This window comes from Candidatus Micropelagos thuwalensis, assembly GCF_000469155.1.
GTDB classification, from domain to species: domain Bacteria; phylum Pseudomonadota; class Alphaproteobacteria; order RS24; family RS24; genus Micropelagius; species Micropelagius thuwalensis.
Genome location: NZ_AWXE01000001.1, coordinates 321,390 through 345,580 on the forward strand (window position 1 = coordinate 321,390; position 24,191 = coordinate 345,580).

A 24,191-nucleotide genomic window follows, 5' to 3' on the forward strand; every position below is an offset into this window, starting at 1 on the left:
CGAATAATGAGACAAGACCCTAATTTATATGATTACTGGCCATATAAGGGCAGACCAAAAATTGAATGGCCTAATGGTGCTCGGCTTGCATTTTGGGTTGCACCAAATATTGAATTTTATGAATTAAACCCACCGGAAAATCCTCACAGAAAACCATGGCCTCATCCCTATCCATCGGTAGCTGGTTATAGTATTCGCGATTGGGGTAATCGTGTGGGGCATCTCCGCCAAATGGAGGTTTTGGATAAGTATAATATCAGGGGTTCAATTTCTTTATCTACGGCGTTATGTGAACATCATCCAGAAATTATTGAGATGTGCAAAGAACGTGATTGGGAGTTTTTCAGTCATGGAATTTATAATACGCGTTACACCTACGGTCTTGATGAGGCTCAAGAAAGAGCGATGATTAGAGACTCTATGGAAACAATTTATCAACATACTGGGCAAGCTTGTTCCGGCTATTTGGCACCTGCATTATCTCATTCTGAGGTCACTATGGACTTATTTGCTGAAGTCGGCGCTGAGCTATTCGGTGAGGGGGGTGGGATTTATACCTGCGACCTTTTTCATGATGATCAACCCACACCTATAAAGCTCCGCAGTAATAAAAAATTCGTTTCTATACCTTATTCATTGGAGATGAATGACACGATTGCCTATGTCGTTAATCGTGTGGAACCCCGACAATACGGGCACATGATTAAAGCTAGTTTTGACCGCCTATATCAAGAGGGCGCCCAGTCGGGCACTGTCATGTGTATTCCTACGCACAATTACCAAGTCGCTTGTCCACACCGTTTACGTGCTTTTGAAGAGGCGCTGGAATATATTACTGGTCATTCTGATGTTTGGGTCACAACAGGCCGAGAAATAGCCTCTTATTTTATAGAAAACTATTATGACGAGTCATCAGCGTCTATCGCTTCTTATCAAGACAATGGAGGTGGTTAATGGGTCTGGATAAATCATATCTCGAATATCCGTTACGCCGTTATGGCATGGATCATGACCGTTATGACTGGTCCTTAATGAGCGAGCGTCAGCCTTTAGTATGGCCGGATAATTGCAAATTAGCATTTTGGATTAATATAAGTGTTCAGTTTTTTCCTTTGAACCCAGAAAGCCCTCAACCTAGACCTCCCGGCGGCATGACAATGCCATATCCTGATTTAAGGCATTTTTCGCTCAGAGATTACGGTAATAGGATAGGTATTTATCGTATTCTTGACGCATTGGAAGTGCGCAACATTCCAGCTTCGTGTGCTGTTAATGCTCAAATAACGGAATACGCGCCATATTTGATACAAGCTTTACGCGACGCCGGAGTAGATTTTCTGGGTCACGGGTTAGATATGGATACACCGCACCATTCATTATCTGAAGCGCGTGAACGCGAGATTATTCGGCAATCCGTTGATAGTTTATCTGAGGCTAGTCGGCAGGATATTACTGGCTGGATTAGTCCCGGAAGGTTTGAAAGCCCCGTTACTCCAGATTTGCTCTCCGAAGCAGGTATCCAATTCTTTGCAGATTGGGTAAATGACGACATGCCATATATTTTTAAGACCCGTAAAAAGCCTCTTGTATCGATGCCGTTACCCACAGAATTAGAAGATAGGTTTGTTATGCTGGAAAATCTTCATTCAGAGACATCATATGGGGAGCAATTAAAGGATGCTTTTGAGTGGATGTATAATGACGCCACGGAGGAAAATGGACGAATTTTTAGCTTATCTATCCATCCATGGGTAATAGGGCAGCCACATCGTATTGGAGTATTAGAAAATTTTCTTGATTATGTGTGTCAACACAAAGGCGTGTGGTTCGCTAAGCCAAGTGAGATTGTTGAAATATTTAATAAACAGGAATTGATTAATTAAATTATCACGTCAATTTTTCGATTTTATTACCAAGCGCTTTTTATTTGAGGGTGTTTTGCAAAATTAAAATAATTCTTATCAATTTAATATAAAATTATAGGGGAGGTTAGATTGCAAGTTTATTATCAAAATTTAATGGGTTGTCTGATAAAGAGCGGACGCTCGCTAATTAAAAGTGCCTTAGCTTTAACGTTTATAATAATATCTCTGTTGTCATCACAGGTGAGTGCATCAGAAGATCCTTTTGATGAAAAGCTTGTGCTTAGACGTCAGACTCTAGTCGTGAGAGATATTGAAAAATCTTTGGCTCTGTACCGTGATGCTATAGGTATGGAAGTCATTTATGATCAAGTTATAAAGCGACCACTGTCAGGGTCTGACAGAGAGCAAGTGCTTAGATTAATATTTCTAAAAGCTTCTAATCAGTATACGGGCGTTTTAGGTCTTGTAGACTATGAATATGGATATCCTGACCATCCAGCGCATACAAAACCCATACGACATGAAGGGTTTACGCCAGGGAATTCCATTCTAGTCTTTAATTCAAATGAACTTTCCGAGTCTTGGCCATTAATTGAAAAATCTCCGGGCGTTAAAATTATTACAAAACCAAAATTAACGACTTATCCAGGATATGGTGGGGAAGGAATTATCCGAGTAATGGTTAGTAAATTCTATGATCCGGATGGGTTTTTAGTAGAGATGAACCAATTATTAGATCCGCTTGAGCCACAATAATGTCTAAATTTAAAAAATATAAGATTTATGAGTTAAATGTTTTTTTCTTAATGTCATTATTTGTCCTAGCAACAAATAAACCAGCTATTGCTCAAGGTCAGGATACCTCTCGCTCTGAACGTGATCAGCAGGTAATTGCCGCATTGTTGCCGGGAGAATATTTTAATGCCAACCAATCATATTTTGATAAACGCACTGCTAAGTTACCTGCCCAAAATGCCTATAAACTTGCTATTCGGGCAGCGGGAAACGACCGGCATCCAAAAAGTTTTAAAATTTCAGTTGGTAAGAAGGGTGAAAAGCCAAAAGAATTGGTTGCGGTAATTTCTGATGCAAAAAATTCAGATGTTACAAAGCTAACCATATTATCTGAGAATAAAAGTGATACACCTTGTACTCTATATTTTTCTCGTCAGGCAGGGCAATTCGGTACTGTGTCAAATAAAGACTGCAATAAGAACCCAAGCATGCCTAAATCTATTGAACTATCGGAAAGACATTTATGGTGGCACACTACGTCAGATGGTTTAATAAAATTCGATAAAAGCAGAAAATTTACTTGTCACGCCGATATACCTGGGGTGGGAGGCGGCAGAAATGAGCCATACAAGAGGTATTCTGATTTAAAAATCCACGATCAGGGTGGCCAAGAATGGATTAAAACGGACACAGGCAGAAATCTTGCTATTCGTCTTTTCCGAGTGGATTGGCCAATCAATAATTTTGATGGTGAATTTGCGCGCGACTCTCTAGCAATGTATGTGATTGAGAAAAACAGAGATGGGTCGTTTAAAGAGCATGGTTATGCTTTCGTGGATGATGAGGCTGACCGTATTGGATTAAATCTTAAATGGATATTGGTCTCATGTTACTTGCAATCTAACAAAGTAACTACACCTGAGATGTAACTTTTATCCCGCAAGCCGTTGATTACATTCAAAAAAGTGTCCATCAGGGTCAAATAATCCTACCGATCGAACACGGACTTCCCCACCATTTGCGGCAGGGTATACAGCTTCACTTAATGGTGCACGTATTTTAATATTATATAATTGTGCAGTTTTAAATATTTCTTCAGCATCCTTAACGCCAGCTACAAAAACAGGTTGACCGTAGTCAAAGTCAAAGTTTATTGGGGGTGGTGGTGTTGATGGATTTAACCATTGAAGAAGTCCAATTTTACCTATTTCAGGATCTAGCGACTCCATAATAACAAGTCTTGTTAAATCTCCAGCTTTTCCACCTGGTAACAACTCACCAGAGAGCGTAATTTCATCGTCATAATATTTTTTCATTCCCAGAACTTTTTCATAGAAAATAAGGGACTTTTCCATGTTCCGTACTTTTAATGTTGTTCTCTTAATGATTGCTGTCATTGTATTCCTATAATTTATATTTAAATTGCATGAATATTATAACAATATAACATTATAAGTATTTATAATTCGTTTTTTTGTGAGAAACTCAATGAAAAAAGTAAGGTTCCAAAGAGCAAATTATGTTGTTTCCGATTTAGAACGTTCATTAGATTTTTATTGCAATGTTCTTGGATTCAAACTTGTTTTTCAAAAAGTATCAGACACAGACTCATACACATATGATGTTTTTGAGATTGATCGGTCAGCAGGACTAAGGTTTGCAGTTTTAGCGACTGACACTCAGGAAAATGTGATGGCTTTGACCGAAGTCACCGGTTTAGATTTGCCCTCAAAATCTCCGCCATTTACGTCTGCTATTGTACTTGATGTGAGCGACATTGATGACATAATCGCCGAGGTCAAAAATCGAGGTTTAACCTGTTACCGAGAAGATCATCTTGTAACGCAAGATGGTAGGGAAGGCCGTGAATATGGCTTCCTTGATTATGATGGAAATTTAATTGTGATTTATAAGATAAATAAATAAGCATCAAGATATGTGTCAGACTCAGCAAATCAAAAAGAATTATTATTATGATGGTCTGAATCATATTCATTACCGAATAGCGGGTGATGCTAAATCTAAGCTTCCACTCGTTTGCTTCCATATGTCGCCATATAGTGGTGATCAGTTTGTTTTCTTACAAAAAGAATTAAGTGCCGAACGTTTGGTTTTATGTCCAGATACACCCGGTTACGGAAATTCTGATGCACCATCAACTCCACCCAGAATAGAAGATTATGTTGAGCTACTAATGTCGTTATGTGACAGATTGGGTTTGGATATATTCAACGTTATGGGGTTTCATACTGGAAGTGTGATAGCCCTGGAAATGGGTAGATCCTTTCCTGATCGTATTAAAAAAATTATTCCGATTGGGATCCCCCTGATGGAGGCGGCACAGCAGAAGGAATTAAGTGAACAATATTCTGTTGAACGTGGTTATTTTTCTGAAGAAGAGTTTCTGTCTAATAGATGGAAGCAAGGACTCGTTAATCGTGGCGGTCAATCCAATGAACGTTTTTTATCATATTTCTCTGATAGTCTTTCAGCTGGTGTCGAGAGAGGGAATTGGGGATTTGCTGCTGTTTTTAAATTCGCACTTAGGGAGTGTCTAGCAGAAATTAACCAACCTGTGCTTATTCCGCTTCCAAATGAAAGTTTAAAAATGAATTCATTAGAAGCTTCAAAATTTCTAATAAACGCACAGACAATAGATTGGTCACACATGTCTAGTGATTTGTTTGAAGTTAATTTTAAAGAAATCGCTGATGCCTTTAATATTTTTTTGGATAAATAAAATTGATTATAACCCAGCCATATTTTCTGTTTCAGACACTCTTTAAATTTTTAATTTTAATGTGTTTATTTTCATATCCTAAAGCCCATGCTGAAGAAAAATTAATTACTGAAGGTTTTGAAGAAGTGGTTTTGATAACGGCTGATCATAGTTTGTGGCATCGTTTTTTTACTTACCACGCTGGTTGGAAAAAAATTGATAAAGGCATAAGTGATGAAAATTGGATGACATATTGGGGGCTTGAAAATTATCAGGCCAGTTATGAGCTTTATCAAAACCCTGGAAGTAATAAGGGGCGCGTCCGCGTCTTGAAATTTACTAAACCTGGTGGATATATAGCGCCAACTATTCGGTCGCACAGTCAAAGTTGGGATACGGGTGGTATTTTCGATTTCAATCTACGCATTAAAGATTTAGAGCATACAAAAAAATATCTGACATTAGACGGCTGGAAGGCACCAACAGATCCAATAGAATTCCGCTTTGGAAAATTCCATGTTAAAGAATGGTTGCCTATTGGTCCTGATGGTGTGCAGCTCGCATTAATTGAACGTATAGATCCCCCCTTAGAGGGTTGGCCATATTTAAAAAAAATGTCTAGAAGCTTTAATGCCACAATGATTGTTGACGATTTATCTGCTGCCGAAAAGTTTTGGCGGGATATGCTAGGTTTTAAGAGCTATCTATATCACAAGGGGGCATCACCCGAGCCAGGGAAAAATGTTTTGGGACTACCGCATAATTTGGCCACTACTATTCAAAGAGAGGTTCAAATATTACATCCAACGGGGAAAAATGATGGTAGCATCGAATTATTAAAGTTTCATGGCGCAACTGGATATGATTTCAGCAATGCATCAAAACTCCCCAATAGGGGGATATCCAGCCTCAGATTCCCTGTTAAAAATATTCGCAAATTAGTTGCCCGTGCCCATACCTTTGGTATTGAGCCATTCATGATTGGAAATAAATTACCTTTCATGAAAAATCAAAGTGCAGATTTTGTTGCTTTTAAAGCTCCTGGCGGTGCAATCATTGAGTTTTTTCAAATTTTAAATAATTAAATTTATTTGAGTAACTTTCTCAATGTCCCCCACGAGGTAATTTGCTGCCCTCTAATAAGTTTTTAAAAACTGTCCAACTTGTTTGGTTTGGACGTTGATCATCCAATGGAGGCGGTTTTTTATATGTTGGTTCACGTTCATTAATATAATTTTTTAAGTTGACTGATAGGTCTTCAAATTCATCGACTTTCCAAGACATGGCATGTGCATAAAGAACACCTTCTCGACCCTGCATTTCCATCCAAGGTAAATAATCCGAAATACGGCTCCATCCTCCACCTCGTACTTTAGTTGAATCATTATCATTTAATAAATCATCAAGCGAACCAAAGGATGTAAACATTTCAGCAGCATGATATGCGCCTCCAACATATTTTTGATAATCACCTTGAAGCACATTGTGATAAAAAAGTGGTATAGTTTGCTGATTGTACCAACTATCTTCAGTTACTATGTCCGGCCATTTAATTGTTGGTTCACCATCTTTATTTCTTGCAAAAAATCCTTGACCAAAATTTACAGGATCATTAGCCACATGAATTACATTAACTTCTCGACCTAACCACGGGTTTTCCCATTTATCCAAAATTTCATTGGTTTTGGGATCCAGATAAAGCATTATTTCTCTGCTTACAGTGCGGAAGCCAGTGCCACGTTTTTTATCTTTCACTGTTCCACATTGTCTAATGTTCATCCCTTCAACGTTAAATAACTTCTGATCAGGTTCTCCACGTCTACGGGAGTAAATTTCGCCATGCCAGGTATAAATTACAGTTTTACCATCAACTGTTGAGCAAGTGTCTTTGCGCATTGCCATGAGCTGGCCATCGGGTGTGCTTAAATCAATTTTTGATTTTGTTTGGGCGGGTAGGGAATGAGTTGAGGTAACTAAAATTAAAAGTGTTAAGGAAAGTTTTAAAAAGTGTTTTCTAAGCATTTATAGTGTCATCCGTTTTTATATAAAAAAGGCCGGCAATATTTGCCGGCCTTAAATTTTTTGTCAATTAGAAGCGTCTAGAGACCTTAACACCTAATTGTGATCCCTTACGGAAGGATCTGAATACAGCTCTTGGACCAAGTGCACTTTCATCAATACCATTGTCAACTGCTGCAGGAATTGTTCCTTGGCCTTGAAGAACATCAAACCATCTAGTGCCCATTGGTATACTATCTTCGTCTGTTAGATTTTTGCCAAATAACATTAAACTCCAATCATCTGATCTAACACCCACTTGTGCTCCTAGGATTGTCGCTTCTCCAGTTTCAAAACCATTATGAACCTGGACAAATTTTGAGTCTTCATAAGTTAAGTCAGCATTTAGGAACATAACTAACCCGTTCTCCATAGGAAAATCTGCATTAATGTATGCACTAAACTGATTTTCAGATGTCATTGGAACCTGTTTGCCAGCTATGGAACAATCAGCTGCTGCGCCTGTCCATCTTCCATCAGGGTCATTATCTGGAATTCCATCACCATTAGCATCTACACGAGGCCTGTTCCAAGTTGAGTTATCATTTATGTCAAATGGAGCAATCTGAAAACCTCCAGAAGTGAGGGTAAATTGCATATCATCACAACCCTTAACAATTTCTGCATCTGTATACGCATAGGTTAAACCCATTTGAAGATTATCTGAAGGAAATGCAGTTAACTCAAGTTCAAGGCCGTTTACCTCCACATCACCCTGATTAGAAGCAATGGATGTAACTGCGCCCGCTGCAGTCGCGACGGGTGTAGTAAGTTGATAATTAGTAATTTCATTTTTATATGCTGAAATATTAGTAATTAACTTACCGTCCATAAATGTTGACTTTAAGCCTAATTCAATAGCTTCAACTTCCTCTTCATCATATGAAGGTATGCCAGCTGCAACTCCATTTGTACCGTTTACACCTCCTGATTTGTTGCCTTCAGAATAACTCGCGTATAACAGCGTATCATCTGAGACTTTATAATTAGCAACAAAACGTGGGGCGAACCCATCAAAAGATACTGATTGGTTCAAATTGTTGTCAGCAAAAGATTTTTCTTCATCATAAAACCTTCCCTCTGCAGATAGTGATAGATTGTCAGAAACATCATATTCAAGCATAGCAAAAAATGCTTCGTTTTCTATTTCGTTTAAGCTGGCAAATACATGTGCAGGAGCTTGAAGAGTAGCTGAGGATTCTTCATTTGAGAATTCATAAATGAATGCTCCAACCATCCAGCTAAGATTACTATCGTTGTTAGATCTCAAAGTAATTTCAAGTTGGTTGTCTTCGTATTCATTAATACTATTAGTGCTAAACAGTGGGCTTCTAGCAAACGGTCTCTGGATTTCTACTGCCCCAAAAAAAGCTAGTGGATCTAAGAACCATAATGGATTGCCTAATGGGGTTGGCGCAAAAGTAGTTGCTCCAAGTTGATGGTCAGAGTCTGCGCCAGTTTGTCTCTCCTCATCTCTGAAGGCAAACTTTGCGGATAAGACTGTTTCTCCCACCTCATAATCAGCTGCAAGCATTATATTGAATGTTTCTCTGTCAACCCCCATAAAGGTGTTACCATCAGTATCTTGTGTTCCCTGTGATGCAGGAGGTACAACACCACAAAAATATTGATTTACATTTGTGCTTGGCCCTGAGTAGTAATTGTTTGATCTGTATCCAGGATAGCAATTGTTGTTGTCGGATTTAAATAATGAGAATGCTCTTGGGCCATCCTTATCTTCATTGTAGCTAATATTTAATTTTAGACTTGCGCCATTATCACTTTCGGTTTTTAGAGCAAGTTGAACTGATTTGCTTTCTTCTTCTCCAAGCATTGCTCCATCAAAGGCATTAGTATATTCGCCGCCGTATTCATATTGACGATAGGACAATGACATTCCAGAGTTTTCGCTTAATGGGCCGCTAACTGATCCATATAAATTATAAGTATCATGCTCTGCTATCTCTGCTTTAACGTTATATTCAGTTTCATCAGAAATACCTTTGGTAATAAAATTGATGGCACCTGCATATGAATTCCTTCCGAATAGAGCAGATTGAGGCCCCTTAACAACTTCAACCCTTTCAATCATATTCATATCTAGTGAAGATACCTCACCGGAGTAATATTGTCCGTCAATAAAGTAGGCGGTACCGGCCTCAACACCGTATTGAACACCTGCCAGAATATTACCTGCACCTCGAACAACGGGTCTTTCTGTTGCTCTACCAAATGCTTGAGAGTAACTGAAGCCTGGTGTGTATCTTGCTATGTCGTCAATATCGTTAATATTTAAATTATCAATTGTCTCTCGTGTCAGTGCTGTTACAGCAACAGGAATGTCTTGAAGACTTTCATCAACTTTACGAGCAGTAACAATTATTTCGTCAACATTTTGTTGTGCAAATGAAGGCGAGGAAATCATAGTTGTCGATATCGCCAAACCCAGTGATATCTGCGATAAAATTTTAATATTCATTGGCCCCTCCATAAAAAGTAGTTAAATTTATTTGTATTATGGTTATATCAATAAAACATTAGAGTAATATTTCTATAATTTTTTGATATAAATCATATTTATTGAATTATTGTTTTTGATCATTTTCTCTTATTTAAATTAATATTTAGCTGTTTGATTTGTTTACTCCCAGTATTTGAGAATAAGCATGGAAATATTGCATGAATTGATACAATCAATGATAAAGCCAAAAGCTTAAGGCTAATTTTAAAGGCATTCTTTTGATGTTCAAAATATCCTTCACCTATTTCGGCAGGGTGTTCAAAAAAGATTTTTTTAAAAGTTGATGTCATTCTCAAACCCTAAAAAGATTAATCAAAAATAAATTAATTCGAAGAAGAAAGAAAAGGATACGAAAATTTTATAAAAATACTTAGATTTTTGAGAATTTTTCCCATAAATTTGATATATGGATAATATCGATCTCAAAATAATGAAATTAATTCAAAAAGATGCATCTCTTTCTTTAGATACATTATCTAAAGAGGTTGGTTTGTCTCGTAATGCCTGTTGGCGTCGTGTAAATATATTAGAAAAATCAGGAGTAATTAAAGGCCGCGTAGCATTGTTATCTTCTGAAAAATTAGGTTTCGGTCTGACAATGATTGTTCTAATTAAAACTAATCAGCATGCTAAAAGTTGGCTAGAAACTTTTGATAAAGTAACAAAAAGAATGCCTGAAATTGTCTCTGTTTATCGTTTAGGTGGTGACATTGATTATATGATGAAAATAATAGTTAAGGATGCTAACGCATATGATGAAACCTACCAGCGGCTTATTAAGGAAATTGAAATTTTCGACATATCAGCAAGTTTCGTGATGGAAACTCTAAAAGATACGACTGAATTACCTATTTAAATTATGATGTGAAATCTATCAATTCAAATGCAGCACGACTACCTGAGGCGCAAGCTGCCTCCATCCCTGCAGAGAATTTAGCCATATGTTCACCTGCAAAAAACAAGCCTGGGTGATTTTTAAAAGAATTTTTAATGAGTTCACGCGCTAAATTTTTTATTTGTCCGGGCTTCCAGTAAGACCATGCGCCTGCTGAGTATTGAGATTTTGACCAACTATGAATATGTAAATTCTCTAGACTCCCCCGCGCTGATGGACGAATTTTAAAAATCTCATCCATCAAAACCTTCTCTTGTTGTTCATTGGGTATTCTATCAAACTCGATAGCTTTGCGGCCATTAATGAGCCCCCATAGAATTTGATTATTTCCACCCTTTCGATCATCAAGGGTAAAAATACGTTCTGTGAGACCATCGCTCCACATATTAACTCCAAGACCATCTTCTTCCCAGAAAGGCCTTTTGACTTTTAAGAAGTAAGCAGTAACCGGGGCGTAACCAATATTATTAATTATTTTTTGAATATTCGGGGGAAGGGAGGGGGCAAAGTTTACATGTCTCAATGCTGAAAATGGAATTGCGATTATTATTGTGTTTGAACTGTAGCGTTCACCATTTTTGCAGGTAACTACGTATTTATTGCCATGGAATTCAATTAATTTAACGGGCTTGTTTTTGTGAATTTCATTACTTAATGTTACCGCCATTGCATCAGTTATTCTGGAAGTACCTCCCAGAACCCTTTTAGAGGGGCCAAACTCTTTTTCATCTTCATAAGCCCGGTATTTTCTTATTTCATTTAATGCTGATAGTTCATTTATATCTAATGTATTTAAAGCAACAGATATTAACCGCCTAACTTCTTCATTGGCGCCTTTATTGATTAGATATTGCTCAAGAGAAATATCTAGATTATGGGCGGAGTCTTCAAGCCAGGTTAAAGTGTCTCCTAGTGGAGTAGTGTCTATAAATTTACTTAATAAAAAAGGGGGTGGTAAATGTTTTAAATTTTCTGGCAATTTGTTTATGTTGGATTTAGCCCACATTTTTTGACTTACTGACTCTCCCCCAATAGATATGCAAAGACTTGTGTCAGCAGCTGGGAATGGTTCAAGCTCAACATTCATTTCATCTGCGAGTGTTTTAAAATGTGCATAGCCTCCCCCTACTTGAAGACCCCCTGCATCTGGGGAGCCTTCAATATCATCTAGTGTCATTACACGCCCGCCATATCTGTTTGACGCTTCGAGAATTCTTACATTGTATCCTTCAGATTTAAGAGTGCGAGCTGCGTTCATGCCTGACAAACCAGCACCGATGACCAAAACATCGGAGTGTTCAATACTCCCTCTGGAGGGGTTAATAAAAGAGGGTGCAAAAACGGCACTAGCAATTATTGTTTTTGTAAAATTTCTACGGGTAAATTTTTGCATTAACAATTCATCTATGTTTGCTTTTATATGCTTCACAACAAAATTATATAAAATTGATTAGACAATATTGATTTAGGTCAACTGCTATTACGATAACGGAAATAAGATTTTATTCAAAATTACATATTAATTTTGGTATTTTTTCATGGATGAAAATAAAAATTACAAATGGGTTGTTGCTCGTCGACCAAAAGGAAAGCCAGTAAAAAAAGATTTTGAGTTGGTTACAAGTGACATACCTGTAATAAGTGACGGTGAGGTGTTGCTTAAAACTCTGTACCTAGGTTTGGCACCAGTAATGCGTATGTATATGCAAGGTAATCCAACCGCAGGTGAAAAGTCGCTAAATATTGGTGACATTATCCACGGTCGCGGGGTTGCAGAAATAATTGAAAGTCGAAATCCAGATTATAAAGTGGGTGAAAAAGTGCAGGGTCAAATCGGATGGCAAAGCTATAAAGCCTCGAAGCTTTCATTCTCTGAAAAATTTTTTAACTGCCCAGATAAAGGTATAAATTATGCCCATTACACTGCGACGTTAGGTATGACTGGCTTGAGTGCATGGGGAGGCTTCTTAGATTGTGGTCAACCTAAAGAAGGAGATGTGGTTGTAGTTTCAGGTGCAGCTGGGGGCGTAGGTTCGATTGTTGTTCAATTAGCGAAAATTTATGGATGTAAGGTAATTGGTATTGCTGGTAGTGCGGAAAAATGTTTTTGGCTGAGTGAGCTCGGGGTTGACGAGGTAATTAATTACAAAAAGGAGAATGTTGATACTAGATTGGGACATTTATGCCCATCTGGCATAGATATTTACTTTGATAATGTTGGCGGTGAAATATTACAGGCGGCTTTAGAGCATTTGGCATTTGAAGCGAGGATAGTTTTATGCGGATCAATTTCTGAATATACGCAAATTAATTCTACTGGCCCGAAGAACTATACGAATTTGAGAAGGGTTAATGGGATGATGAAGGGGTTTTTTGTCTATAATTATTTAAATAAATTCGATAACTGTATGGAAGCATTGGGGGGGTATATATCAAATAAAAAACTTATACCGAAACTCGATATTTCGGATGGAATAGAGACGATGCCTGAAGCATTAATGCGATTGTACGATAGGAAAAATTTTGGTGTTCAGTGCTGTCGTGTGAGAAGGGGACCCTATGACAACGCAATCTAATATAGAAACTCAAGTTAATAAATTTAACTACCCCAGTCCTTTGCGCGCTTGGATGTTAGTTCTTTTGCTAACAGTTGCTTATGTTTTTTCATTCATTGATCGCTGGATACTGGGACTGCTTATTGAGCCCATAAAGGCTGATATGGGCTTAACAGATTTTCAAATTGGTCTGATGCTGGGCCCTGCCTTCGCAATTTTTTATGCCACTCTTGGTGTGCCTTTAGGGTGGGCCGCTGATCATGTAAAACGCGTCTGGATTGTAGCTGCAGGTATCATAGTCTGGTCTATGGCAACTGCAGCATCTGGATTAGCAAAAACTTTCCCTCATTTATTTGTAGCTCGTATGAGTGTTGGGGTTGGAGAGGCAACATTGAGCCCCTGTGCTATGTCGATGATAACTGACAGCTTTCCTGCAGAAAAAAGAGGTTTACCTATTGCGTTTTATTCTGCTGCCCTGAGTGTTGGAGCTGCAATAGCTAATTTGTTAGGTGCTGCAATATTAACTTGGGCCAACCAAACTAGTAGTTTGTCTCTTCCGATTGTTGGAACTGTTGCACCATGGCAATTAACATTTTTTGTTCTTGGAATACCTGGAATTTTTTTAGGTATTATTTTTCTATTTTTAAAAGAACCTAAGCGCCAACAAAATACAAACACAAATTTAGAGGTGCGCTCAAATCCCATTCATGTTCTAGGGTATATAAAACAACGTTTGGTGTTATTTGCATGCTTTATGAGTATTTTTTGTTATCTAACAATTACCGCCTATTCACAGGGATGGCTTGCACCAATGTTCCAAAGAACGTGGGGTTGGTCACCAGTGGACTATGCCCTTGTTAATGGTCTTGTATTACTCGCGATAGGCCCAATTTCAATCAGCTTGGCCGGTATCATATCTGATAAATGGTATCAAAATGGAAGAAAAGAAGCGCCATTAATAATTGCTATCATTGGAACTCTAATAGTTTTGCCTACTGGTGTGATGGCTCCTTTGATGCCCAGTGGAGAGTTGTCGATAGCAGTCTATGCTATCAATACAGTTGGTATAACATGGATGTCAGCGACAGGAATTACGGCTTTGGTAAATATTGTTCCTTCAAATATCCGAGCGCAAATGGTGGCATATTATTATATGACTATAAGTTTAGCGGGATTGTTTTTAGGGCCAACAATGGTCGGATATATTAGTGACAATTATTTTGAGGCAAACTCATTACGTAATGCAATGTCCATAGTCCCTCTGATTTTTGGACTACCTGTTTTAATGCTTATACCAATTACCAGAAAACTTTATCTTCGAGAGTATAATGCTGTAAATACCGAAGCTAATTAGTAGTTTATTGGGGTTTATAGAATTCAATGCGTGCTCCATCCGGAGTATTGATAGACAATGCATCAAGTAAACCAAGTTTTGGAATGTAAATTTTTGAACTTTCATGATCAATATTAACACCCCTCTTTAAAAGTAATTGTTTCGTGGTCTTAATATCTCGAACAGGAAAACGCACTGAGAGAATTCCATAATTAGGTGCAACACAATTTTTAGAAAAGTCGTACCCTTTTAGATCAATAGTTTCAATCATCTCCATACGTCCAAATTCTCCGGGTTTTGGAGAAACAATTGATGCTACATATCGAGATTGAGTTGTAATATTTGCAGGAATACCGATTGGCATTGGCTTAGGCTTTTTAGATACATATGGCTTGCCATGATAAAAAGTGTGAAACCCAAGCTTTTCTGTGAAAAATTTAAACGAATGATTTCGATTTCTGACCATTTGCATTATGTTGAATGGGGCGCTTAAAATATCAAAATCAGGAATTGTTTCAGGAAGTGATGGTGAAAGTCTTTCGTAGCCTTGAATTTGAATACCCTGTGGACCTCTAAAAATAACTACTTTTAGTTTTGATGCACCAAAATCTAATGGGGTAATGGGTGTTTCAGTCCACCATCCTAACTCAATTGCATCTTCATATATTTTTTCAATATTTTTCATGCGCACCATTAAGCTAAAATAACAACCACTATCCCATGCATGACCTCCCGGACGCATGGGCTTTTGTTTTCCAGCATTATTAAATTTAATCAGTCGAATTTGACCCGTGGGAAATTTTTTATGACCAAGTAACAAGCTTTCAGCAGTTACATTTTCATTAATTTCAGTAGAGACCCCAAGAAATGATATTTCCGATTTATCAGCAAAACCTCTCCATAGAACTTCGTATTTTCCTATCTTAGTAAAGAATGCTGCAATACCTTCCAAATCTCTTACAATAATAACCACTTCTTGCCATGGTTGATCAGCAATAGAGCTATTATAAACTTTCTGTGAACCATGAACTGGAATAATAAGTGAATAAAAAACGAAAAAGACAGCAACTATTAGACCTGAAAAATTTAATAACCTTCTCATAATTTGCAGCTGTCCTCTTTTTCAACCATTTCAAATGCAAATAAAAAATGGGCCATACCAGATAGAAGTGCAAATATCATTGATAATTCGAGTATCTGACCATCATTAAAATTATTTCGTAAATCTTCATATATTGACTGCGAAAGTTTTTGACCTTTAGCATGAAGAGACATTAAGTCAGCTAGTCTCATAACTGATTTATCAGCCTCATCAAAAACTGGGTTATTTACATCATCGATAAAAGAGATTTTATCGCCAAGTCCCGCTGCATGTGCGTCAACTCTGTTTCCCTTATTGCAGGATTTGCATCCATGAACCTCAGATAAACGTAATCTTCCTAGTTCCTTATATTTTATCGGGACATTCCCACTATAAAATAACTGCTCATAAAAGGAACTCATATACCATTCAAATAAGTCGGGGGCATGGCCCATTGCGCTGATAAGTCTGGCTTCGCCTCGTCTCTCCAAAGATCTTTCAAACGCGGCTTGCATCTTATCGCTTAAGTCTGATTTATCCAAAAATGGAAAAATTGGTCTGTCCATTTAATTCTGTCCTAGTAAATGTATTAGATTAATTATCTAATGCCTGTCATACATTGCCACAGTTGCTTATCAATTTCAAAAGGGTGCGTTATATGTCCTCAACCAGAGTTCTTTTACCAGCCATCATCACCTCAGGTATGGTCGGATATCAATGTCTGATTTCTATGCCTTTAATGGTAGGCGCTCTGGTCGATTACCGCGGGTTTACTGTCGGAACAGTTGGTATTGTTGGGACACTTGAACTCTTAGGTATGGCTGTAGCCACTATTTGCATTTCACAATTCATCCATAAAATAGATACTGCACGTCTCGGACTCGTATGCGCTGTTATATTATCCGGCATGCAAATCATGTCGGGTCTAAATTTCTTCCCTCAGACATTTTATTTGGAGAGAGCAACCACTGGATTAGCGGCGGGGATACAAACTGGGATAATGGCGCTGATCATAGCTAGATCAAGTTCCCCAGAAAGATTGACAGCTCTGGCTATTCTTGGTGTCGCTTTTTTTGGCGGGATTCTTAATATCATTATGCCTCATATTATTGCACAAGCTGGTGCAGGGGGAGGGTATTTATCTCTAGCTGGAATAACGGCTTTATGTTTGCCGGGTTATTTTTTCTTTCCCCCGCGTTTAGATGACACGGAAAGGAATCAAACGCCATTTCGGGCTAAATTTCTGATACTTGCCGGATTTGCCTTTATTTTTGGTGTAGCGAGTTCTGGCATGTGGGCTTTTACAGAACGAATGGGTGTCGCTATTGGCATGAACGTGACTGATGTTGGTTATTTACTTGGTATTGGCACATTTTTTGGATTAGTAGGCGCAGGCATAGCTGCTGTCATTGGTGATAAATTTGGCAGTGCATTTCCAATCATAATCGCCACCTCGGTACTAACCCTGGGTGGCTTTGCCATTCCTCAAGTTTCATATGTACCTTTTTTCATTGCATTATTTCTGATTTTCAGGTTTGCCCAGAACTTCAACGACCCTTTTGTGGTGGGTCTTGTTGCGCGTCATGACCAACAGGGAAGTTTAATAGCCTTAAATACAGGTTTTGGGCTTCTTGGTTCTGCATTTGGGCCATTAACGGCGGGATTAATGGTTGGTGATGACCAAAATTATGAAAAATTAGGTTGGCTATATTTTATATTTACATCCTTTGCATTCTTTTTGTTCTATAACTTCATAAAATATATAAAGAAAATTAACTGAATAATTAGTTCGCATCAGGCGTCTTTTGATCAATATCAACGTCAATAAGCCATTTTCCTAAGTCCGATTTTTTGTAAACAATCAGAGACCGGCCGCCGACAGTCTCAATCCTTTCTTCGAAAGGATAATCTAAATAGAATTTAGCGACGACGACGGCTATATTTTGATTAATACTGATTTTTTCATAATCCAATCGCATATCTACATTTTTTTTGCCAATTCGAGACTCAAAATAGGCCTGAATAGCCTCTTTCCCCTTCAATGCAGGCTTACCATTTAAAGCGACAAGAGCATCCTCAGTATATTGATCCATAAATTTTTCAATATTTGAGGAGCGATATAACTCCAGCCATTTCTTTCCCAGAGTTTTGATTTCAAGGATGTCAGTATTAATGGGATTGTCATCAGCCAATAAGACTGAAGGAACCATTATTATTTTTAAAATAATAAAACCAAACAAAAATTGATTTAACAGATAGCTCCTCATGAATTATTCCGATATCTTAAGAGAGTTAGTGGGGAAAAGTGATGCTGATTACACTATACGATTTTTTAGTATTTGTTCATATTTTGTTATTTGTGTTTTGGCTTGGGGCAGATATGGGAGTGGCGGTACTGGGTCATCACTTCCGAAAGCGCTCATATTTAATGTCTGAAAGACTAATAATATTGAAATTGCTTGGTATCATTGACATGTTTCCACGCTCAGCATGGGCGTTGATGGTGCCTTTATCCCTTAGTTTATTAACGGTAGGGGGGTATTGGACATTAACCACTGAAGCCGTCCTATTAATTTGGTTGTTAGGTTTCGGATGGTTATTACTTGTCTGGCAAATTCATCTTAAGCCTAAAAACCCTACAATAAGTAAGCTTAAAAAAATCGAATTTGTTTTAAAACTTTTGTTAGCTTCCTTTTATACTCTTCTAGGTCTTATTTCATTGTATTGGAATGATCCGCTTTCGGAATACTGGCTGGCTACAAAATCACTTCTTTTTGGCTTTATATTTTGGTCAGCGATAATGATCGATTTACGTTTTCGTGACCTGAGTCCGGCACTTATTAAACTGGTAGAGCGGGGCTCAACTGATGAAACTGAGGCCGAAACATTGAAAATTATGAATAGAAGCCGTTTTTGGGTTAGAGTAGTTTACGTCTTGCTCGTTATTACTGCTTTCGTAGGAACAACTAAATTTTATTAATTTTTGTGAGATACAAATTAGTTATTATTTTCATATATAATTTTACTTTTGCCACACACGTTTAAATTATCAATAAGGAAAATGGATACAAAAGGGGTAATGCCTTAACAGCATTAAACCCCACGTGTTAGTATGCATTTTTATTTATAAAGATTACTAAAGCTTAACCCTAATATTCGCATAATATATATTATGACAAATTATTGATGTGTTGTGGAGCCGTCAGTAATAGTCAACGCCGAAAAGTCAATGTTATCGCATGTGGCGGTATGAGTTACCGAAATAGTTTTATTATCGTTGGAAAGATTATGCGTGCCGGACATAGAGACGCCATCAAGTTGAATAATGGCGCCTGATGAAAGCGAGCTGTCATCATCGACCGTGACACTAATAACCGAATTATTACATTCTGGCGGCTGTGAAATTTCTGCACGCACATCTGCCATCATAAAAACCGTAGTCATTAGACAGGCCACGAAAGCAATAACATTGTCTTGAACAAACGTATATTTCATTTTTTAATCCTCCATGATTATCATATTAGTTGCACGTATAGGTCGCAGCGTTACGGCACCAATAACTGTAGCCGGTGCCACCAGCAGATGTGCCGCAGGCAGATGTGACGATGGTGTTGGCTGCATTGCGGTACTTGGCTTTGTGAGGACGATGCCCATGATTACGCCAAGTATGCCAAGCAGTTACTATATTATTCTGCCCCCAGCTTGAGCCACACGACGGCACTGTTTGGGCATTTGTATTGGCTGCGGCATAAACTTTGGTGCCGCTAGCCGCATTTTTCAACGATGTTGAAACTTCTGCTGATTCGGCAAGCTCCCAACCTAACCCCTTATTTATACAATTGTTCCATGGGGTTATAGCATGGTTGCCGGACGTGGTATGGGATGTCAATTGCACATTGGCCGAGGCATTGCTTGATGCCGGTATATTGAGACTATAAGCAAAATCTTTGTAATAGCTTCCGCCGGTATAGTTCAAAGACTTACGAATGGTGTAGCTGACCCCATTTACCGGCCCACCCCCGGAAACCGCCAGTTTCACATTGCCGTCAGTAACATCAAGCGTTAGCGATGATGGCGATTTGCTTCCTTGAAATGTGCAAGTCCAACTAGAATGGTCGCAGCCGCCCGGTATCGGCATTGTGACCGTATTGGTTGTATTGGAGGCCGCACAAGCATCGCCCGACGAGGTTGGGTTAGATGGAGCGGACTGATTGGCAGCCACAGTATTTTGAAAATGACTTCGCATCGTCGAATTAATCCAATTTTGCACTGCAGTTGGCGACGAGTCTGCTGTCAAACTTGCGGATGCTATTGCTGAACTAATAACAGACAAACATGAAGAATTTCCTGAAGTGCCGCAGTAATTCTGACCGATTATTCCGCTTTCGTGTGAGCCTAAACCAATGTTCACCATATCACTCTGAGTAACAGTTGACGTGGTATACGTTCCGCTATTCGTAGCTGCTATTTTGCCAAGTTTAAAAGCAGTCACATTTTTCTTGAGAACTGCTTCTGTAATACCGCCAGATCCGCCAGACCCACTGGATACACAGTTCACAACCGCATCAACTGCATCACTTTGACCTGATATACAATTATTAAGATACCCCATCATGACAGCATTACTGCTGTCGAAGAAACTATGTGCTGTAACAGATGCCGCAGAGAGAATGTTTGTTGCATCTGAAGCTGTAATATCTTGTGACGTATCGGAAACGGCAGCTATTGCAGAGGCAACAGAATTCCAATTCGAATTGTTCAACGTACAGCTGCCTGCGCCGCCGGTGGTACTTTGAGTAGAGCTGTAACAGCTACTCCAATTTGAAAGAGTAAAGTTAGAACTATCTGAGTTCGCCAGATAAGCCGTGAATGACGCTGCGGACGCAAAGCCAACATGCGTCCCTACCCAGTCCTGAACAGCGCTTGCAGTTGGTGAACTACCAAGCCCTGAACTTGACAGCGCTGTGCGTAAAGTGTTGATGGTTTTCGTACTATCAAGCGCTAAAGTATCTGATGTGCTGAAAGAGTTTCCGATTGCGTTATCAATCAAAGCTTCGGTTAAACCGGATGACGGATGATTAGTGCTATCAGAAACCATTTTACCGATTTTCCATAAAGCAACATTCCTAGCTGTCGCACCAACCACATAGGATGTTAGTTGTGATGGCTGAGTTGTGGTCGAGGAGTCGAGTGTAGCAAATTGTACGGCAAGATAATCAATGACATTACTATCTGTTAGATCGATAGAAGAAGTATCCAAATCAACAATATCATCAATTAAGGCTTTCGTGAGTGTGTGCGGCGTGTTATCCGCAGCATCTAACGCTGCTGCTATTGCCACTGCCCCGCTTGCGATATTTTCATATTCGGACTTTGGAATACAGGCACAATTGCTGATTGAGGATGAACAGGTTGTTAGCGGCGATGTATCTGAATTACTGCATTGGGTTTGCAAATTGCTGACGGCAGAGGCGGCGGCTTCATAAGTTGTGTTGTGATCCGATGTTGCATTATAGCCGAGCTGGTTCGCGTAAATCGCCTTGGTATTTGTAAGATAAATATCAAAATATGACTTCTGTTCTGTGTAGGATGTAAATCCATTACCACCAGAAGTAATGGCGAGCGTAGCTTGCCCGAGTGCTGTTTTGAAACTTGTATATTGCGAGTAACTCAGCCCTGAACAGTTGCTAACTGAAACAACAGGGCTTTGATCAAGCCCCCAATTTGTGCAATCCGAGTCATATGTACCGGCTGTCACCTCCTGACATAAATTGGCCCCGGCACTATCTGATGGAAAGCCATTGGTTACACATGTACTTGTGATTGTTGAAATAGATGAGCCATCAAATTTACCCTTCCCTGTTTTTGCTGTTCTGAATGCCGCTTCCGCAAATGGCGACAAAAATAGTCCGGTAATTATCAGCAGGGCTAGTTGTATTTTATGCTTATAAATAGACATGGTTTTACCTCTTCTCACTAAACCCTAAACTCAACAAATTGGTGAAACGGTTGCATCGGAAAATGTCGTCTGGGGAACAGGGCAATAGCCGTCAGGAATATCGGGCCCTACAAGAATTGGATCTCCTGTTGAAATTGTTCCGTCATCATCGCTGTCCAGGAACAAATCAGTTGGGTTGCTGGGGGTTGATGATTCACTTGTGTAGTCGGCAGCATCAGCATCACCAAAAGTGAAATTATCAAGCTCACAATCACCGTCTGTACAGGTGCAGCGCATAAAGAAATATGACGAGTCGCTAAATGTGGAGCAGACATTTGCGCATTGAAGACCAAGTTGCCCTTCCCTCAGGGTTGTTGTGCCAGATACATGAAGATTTACTGCATAGGGTATATCTTTATTATAGGCATTTTCAAAACTGGCATTGATACCTACCACTGACGCTTTCAGATAGTCATAACAATTAGAACTTGAATTGATGTTCGTTTCACCAACAATATCCGTAGTACCGGATAGATCGTTAGAAAGTGAAATGTAATCTTGATCTATTGATCTGTTGATACGGTCATCCGAGGCAAATGTTGCTTCCCTTTTGGCTTCATCCAGAAAATCATTGTAAACAGTAAGACCTACCGCAGCGATAATCCCTAATATGGCGATAACAACAAGCAACTCAATCAATGAAAAACCATCACGCATAATATACCCTATATACCCTCGCTTTATTACTTAAGCTAGTTTAACCCTGCCTTTGAATTATTCAATCCATATAAGAGTAATCGGCGATTCTTATCTGGTTTATGGCAAAAATACCAGTTTTATCTGGACAAAATTAACCAAGGTTAATTTCAAGCCCATCATAGGCCGGACGGATGTAATCCGGCAGATCTTTGCAGAGAGTAGCGTAATCCATATCAATATGAAGATTTGTAAGGTATGCTTTTTTAACATTTAATCTTTCAATATGCTCGAGCGTTTTCTCAAGATGAAAATGGGTGGGATGAGGCGTTTGGCGTAATGCATCAACAATCCAAACATCTACACCCTCTATATATTTCAGACTTTCCTCTGGTAATTCACTTATATCACTCGAATATGCCATATTGCCTATTTTGTAGCCGAGAGATCTAATACGACCATGTTGTTGATAAAATGGGATGACGTCTACTGTGCCGCCTTCCCCCTCTAACTGTAAAGGTGTGAGTGGGTCTGTAATCCGGCAATCCTCTAAAATAGACGGATAGCCACTGTTCTTTAACTCCTCAAAACAATACTTAAACCTTGTTTTAATGGTTTGAGCCGTCGCCTCATCCATCCAGACTGGTATACGTCTCATATGTTTATAAACCAAGGGGCGCAAATCATCGATACCATGCGTTTGATCGGCATGGTCATGCGTCAGTAAGACTGAATCAATGCGATTAATACCCGCATCAATAATCTGCTCTCTTAAATCGGGCGAGGTATCTATCACAATGTTTGTGACGCCTTGCGTGTTTTCAACTTGGATTAGTAATGAACAACGTCTTCGTCTGTTTTTTGGTTCATTTGGGTCACAAATACCCCAATCACCGTCAATGCGTGGGACGCCTCCAGAAGATCCACATCCCAAAATTGTGAACTTTAATTTCATGTGTTGCTGCTTGAGGCAATATGAGATTGATTAGATATTTTTGGTGGTGAAGCTTTACTAAAAAGATTGAAGAAATTAGTTCCACTTATATCTATAAATTCTTGATAAGAAATATTTTTTATATTTGCAATAAGTTCTGCTGTATGGCGAACAAAGCTTGGTTCATTTCTTTTCCCTCGATGCGGCGTCGGTGCAAGAAATGGTGCATCTGTTTCGACCAATATTCGGTCTAAGGGTACAATTTCGATAACATCTCTGATTTCTTTAGCATTTTTAAAAGTTGCTATGCCGGAAAAAGAAATATACATACCTATATTCAACGCACGTTCAGCCAATTCCGGCCCGGCGGTGAAGCAATGTATCAGCCCGGGAAAGCGCCCTTTCGCGACTTCTTGCTCCAATATCATAGCGGTATCAGTATCCGCATCACGGGCATGAACAATAAGAGGCAGATTTGTATCTCGGCTAGCGGCAATATGGGCTTGAAAATTTTTCTTCTGTGCTTCGCGTGGGCTGTGCTCGTAATAATAATCAAGTCCTGTCTCACCAATGCCGACCACTTTAGGATGTGAGGCAATACGCGCAAGTTCTTCGGCTGTTGTTTCTGGCTCCCGCCCAGCTTCATGCGGATGAATGCCGATGGAGCAAACTATGTCGTCATAAGCTTCAGCAAGTGAAATGATTTTATCTGCTTCGGTTATCTTGGTAGAAATTGTGAGCATAAGACGAACCCCCACCTCCCGGGCGCGCCGGATAACGTCATCCCGATCTTCAATAAAATCGGGGAAATCTAAATGGCAATGGCTGTCAATCAACATTGTGTCTGTCTAGCATATCTGC

At 39.0% G+C, this 24,191-nt stretch carries 25 protein-coding genes; 12 read left to right on the top strand and 13 right to left on the bottom strand.

Going from position 1 to position 24,191, the window contains the following annotated elements; all coding sequences use genetic code 11:
* The first annotated feature begins 6 nt into the window (after positions 1-6).
* The 4 genes from RS24_RS01555 to RS24_RS01570 all read left to right on the top strand — a co-directional run bounded on the left by RS24_RS01555 (position 7) and on the right by RS24_RS01570 (position 3,529).
* On the top strand, positions 7-954 hold the full coding sequence (locus RS24_RS01555; RefSeq protein WP_021776418.1) for a polysaccharide deacetylase family protein: 948 nt from the start codon (positions 7-9) through the stop codon (positions 952-954).
* Positions 954-1,883, top strand: coding sequence for a polysaccharide deacetylase family protein (locus RS24_RS01560; RefSeq protein WP_021776419.1), 930 nt, complete (start codon positions 954-956; stop codon positions 1,881-1,883). The genes RS24_RS01555 and RS24_RS01560 overlap by 1 nt, the downstream gene beginning before the upstream one ends.
* Positions 1,884-1,994: 111 nt before the next feature.
* Entirely contained in the window at positions 1,995-2,621 is a 627-nt protein-coding gene (locus RS24_RS01565) for a VOC family protein (protein WP_021776420.1), read from the top strand.
* Positions 2,621-3,529 (top strand): hypothetical protein, encoded by a 909-nt coding sequence (locus RS24_RS01570; RefSeq protein ID WP_021776421.1) that lies wholly within the window; start codon positions 2,621-2,623, stop codon positions 3,527-3,529. The genes RS24_RS01565 and RS24_RS01570 overlap by 1 nt, the downstream gene beginning before the upstream one ends.
* Positions 3,530-3,532: 3 nt before the next feature.
* Here RS24_RS01570 and RS24_RS01575 read toward each other — a convergent pair whose 3' ends face one another.
* Positions 3,533-3,997 (bottom strand): VOC family protein, encoded by a 465-nt coding sequence (locus RS24_RS01575; protein ID WP_021776422.1) that lies wholly within the window; start codon positions 3,995-3,997, stop codon positions 3,533-3,535.
* Between the two features lie 91 nt (positions 3,998-4,088).
* On the opposite strand from RS24_RS01575, the gene RS24_RS01580 reads away from it, so the two are divergent.
* The 3 genes from RS24_RS01580 to RS24_RS01590 are packed head-to-tail and all read left to right on the top strand — an operon-like array spanning position 4,089 to position 6,404.
* Positions 4,089-4,526 carry a VOC family protein gene (locus tag RS24_RS01580; RefSeq protein WP_021776423.1) on the top strand — a complete coding sequence of 146 codons (438 nt, stop codon included), beginning with the start codon at positions 4,089-4,091 and terminating at the stop codon, positions 4,524-4,526.
* Positions 4,527-4,536: 10 nt separating this feature from the next.
* Positions 4,537-5,340 carry an alpha/beta fold hydrolase gene (locus tag RS24_RS01585; RefSeq protein WP_021776424.1) on the top strand — a complete coding sequence of 268 codons (804 nt, stop codon included), beginning with the start codon at positions 4,537-4,539 and terminating at the stop codon, positions 5,338-5,340.
* 2 nt (positions 5,341-5,342) lie between these two features.
* Positions 5,343-6,404, top strand: coding sequence for a VOC family protein (locus RS24_RS01590; protein ID WP_021776425.1), 1,062 nt, complete (start codon positions 5,343-5,345; stop codon positions 6,402-6,404).
* A 19-nt stretch (positions 6,405-6,423) separates the two neighbouring features.
* Here RS24_RS01590 and RS24_RS01595 read toward each other — a convergent pair whose 3' ends face one another.
* From RS24_RS01595 to RS24_RS01605, 3 genes are all read right to left on the bottom strand, one after another.
* A complete protein-coding gene (locus RS24_RS01595) occupies positions 6,424-7,341 on the bottom strand; it encodes a DUF1838 family protein (protein ID WP_021776426.1) in 918 nt (305 codons plus the stop codon).
* 67 nt (positions 7,342-7,408) lie between these two features.
* Positions 7,409-9,856, bottom strand: a complete 2,448-nt coding sequence (locus tag RS24_RS01600) for a TonB-dependent receptor (protein ID WP_021776427.1) — start codon at positions 9,854-9,856, stop codon at positions 7,409-7,411.
* Positions 9,857-9,975: 119 nt separating this feature from the next.
* Positions 9,976-10,188 (bottom strand): DUF6356 family protein, encoded by a 213-nt coding sequence (locus RS24_RS01605; protein WP_021776428.1) that lies wholly within the window; start codon positions 10,186-10,188, stop codon positions 9,976-9,978.
* A 116-nt stretch (positions 10,189-10,304) separates the two neighbouring features.
* On the opposite strand from RS24_RS01605, the gene RS24_RS01610 reads away from it, so the two are divergent.
* Positions 10,305-10,754 carry an Lrp/AsnC family transcriptional regulator gene (locus RS24_RS01610; protein ID WP_021776429.1) on the top strand — a complete coding sequence of 150 codons (450 nt, stop codon included), beginning with the start codon at positions 10,305-10,307 and terminating at the stop codon, positions 10,752-10,754.
* Between the two features lies 1 nt (position 10,755).
* On the opposite strand, the gene RS24_RS01615 is transcribed toward RS24_RS01610, so the two are convergent.
* Positions 10,756-12,186, bottom strand: a complete 1,431-nt coding sequence (locus RS24_RS01615) for a flavin monoamine oxidase family protein (RefSeq protein ID WP_021776430.1) — start codon at positions 12,184-12,186, stop codon at positions 10,756-10,758.
* A 145-nt stretch (positions 12,187-12,331) separates the two neighbouring features.
* Between RS24_RS01615 and RS24_RS01620 the strand changes: the two genes are divergently transcribed.
* Positions 12,332-13,369 (top strand): NADP-dependent oxidoreductase, encoded by a 1,038-nt coding sequence (locus tag RS24_RS01620; protein WP_021776431.1) that lies wholly within the window; start codon positions 12,332-12,334, stop codon positions 13,367-13,369.
* Complete coding sequence (locus RS24_RS01625; protein ID WP_021776432.1) at positions 13,353-14,702, top strand: MFS transporter; 1,350 nt, start codon at positions 13,353-13,355, stop codon at positions 14,700-14,702. Before RS24_RS01620 ends, RS24_RS01625 begins: the two co-directional genes overlap by 17 nt.
* Before the next feature lie 4 nt (positions 14,703-14,706).
* Here the strand turns inward: RS24_RS01625 and RS24_RS01630 are convergent, their stop codons facing one another.
* Together RS24_RS01630 and RS24_RS01635 are read right to left on the bottom strand one after the other, a co-directional pair.
* A complete protein-coding gene (locus RS24_RS01630) occupies positions 14,707-15,783 on the bottom strand; it encodes a glyoxalase/bleomycin resistance/dioxygenase family protein (protein ID WP_021776433.1) in 1,077 nt (358 codons plus the stop codon).
* Positions 15,780-16,328, bottom strand: coding sequence for a carboxymuconolactone decarboxylase family protein (locus RS24_RS01635; RefSeq protein WP_021776434.1), 549 nt, complete (start codon positions 16,326-16,328; stop codon positions 15,780-15,782). Before RS24_RS01635 ends, RS24_RS01630 begins: the two co-directional genes overlap by 4 nt.
* Before the next feature lie 92 nt (positions 16,329-16,420).
* On the opposite strand from RS24_RS01635, the gene RS24_RS01640 reads away from it, so the two are divergent.
* A complete protein-coding gene (locus tag RS24_RS01640; protein ID WP_021776435.1) occupies positions 16,421-17,542 on the top strand; it encodes an MFS transporter in 1,122 nt (373 codons plus the stop codon).
* A gap of 4 nt (positions 17,543-17,546) precedes the next feature.
* Here the strand turns inward: RS24_RS01640 and RS24_RS01645 are convergent, their stop codons facing one another.
* Positions 17,547-17,972 (bottom strand): YybH family protein, encoded by a 426-nt coding sequence (locus RS24_RS01645; RefSeq protein WP_157833776.1) that lies wholly within the window; start codon positions 17,970-17,972, stop codon positions 17,547-17,549.
* 98 nt (positions 17,973-18,070) lie between these two features.
* Between RS24_RS01645 and RS24_RS01650 the strand changes: the two genes are divergently transcribed.
* Positions 18,071-18,742, top strand: a complete 672-nt coding sequence (locus tag RS24_RS01650; RefSeq protein WP_021776437.1) for a hypothetical protein — start codon at positions 18,071-18,073, stop codon at positions 18,740-18,742.
* A gap of 200 nt (positions 18,743-18,942) precedes the next feature.
* Here the strand turns inward: RS24_RS01650 and RS24_RS01655 are convergent, their stop codons facing one another.
* From RS24_RS01655 to RS24_RS01675, 5 genes are all read right to left on the bottom strand, one after another.
* The gene (locus tag RS24_RS01655) at positions 18,943-19,257 is read right to left on the bottom strand and encodes a hypothetical protein (RefSeq protein ID WP_021776438.1); all 315 of its coding nucleotides are present in this window, start codon (positions 19,255-19,257) and stop codon (positions 18,943-18,945) included.
* A 25-nt stretch (positions 19,258-19,282) separates the two neighbouring features.
* Entirely contained in the window at positions 19,283-21,721 is a 2,439-nt protein-coding gene (locus RS24_RS01660; RefSeq protein ID WP_021776439.1) for a hypothetical protein, read from the bottom strand.
* A 30-nt stretch (positions 21,722-21,751) separates the two neighbouring features.
* Entirely contained in the window at positions 21,752-22,417 is a 666-nt protein-coding gene (locus RS24_RS01665) for a type II secretion system protein (RefSeq protein WP_021776440.1), read from the bottom strand.
* A gap of 133 nt (positions 22,418-22,550) precedes the next feature.
* The gene (locus RS24_RS01670; protein ID WP_021776441.1) at positions 22,551-23,351 is read right to left on the bottom strand and encodes an MBL fold metallo-hydrolase; all 801 of its coding nucleotides are present in this window, start codon (positions 23,349-23,351) and stop codon (positions 22,551-22,553) included.
* Positions 23,348-24,169, bottom strand: a complete 822-nt coding sequence (locus tag RS24_RS01675; protein ID WP_021776442.1) for a TatD family hydrolase — start codon at positions 24,167-24,169, stop codon at positions 23,348-23,350. Before RS24_RS01675 ends, RS24_RS01670 begins: the two co-directional genes overlap by 4 nt.
* Positions 24,170-24,191 lie beyond the last annotated feature (22 nt).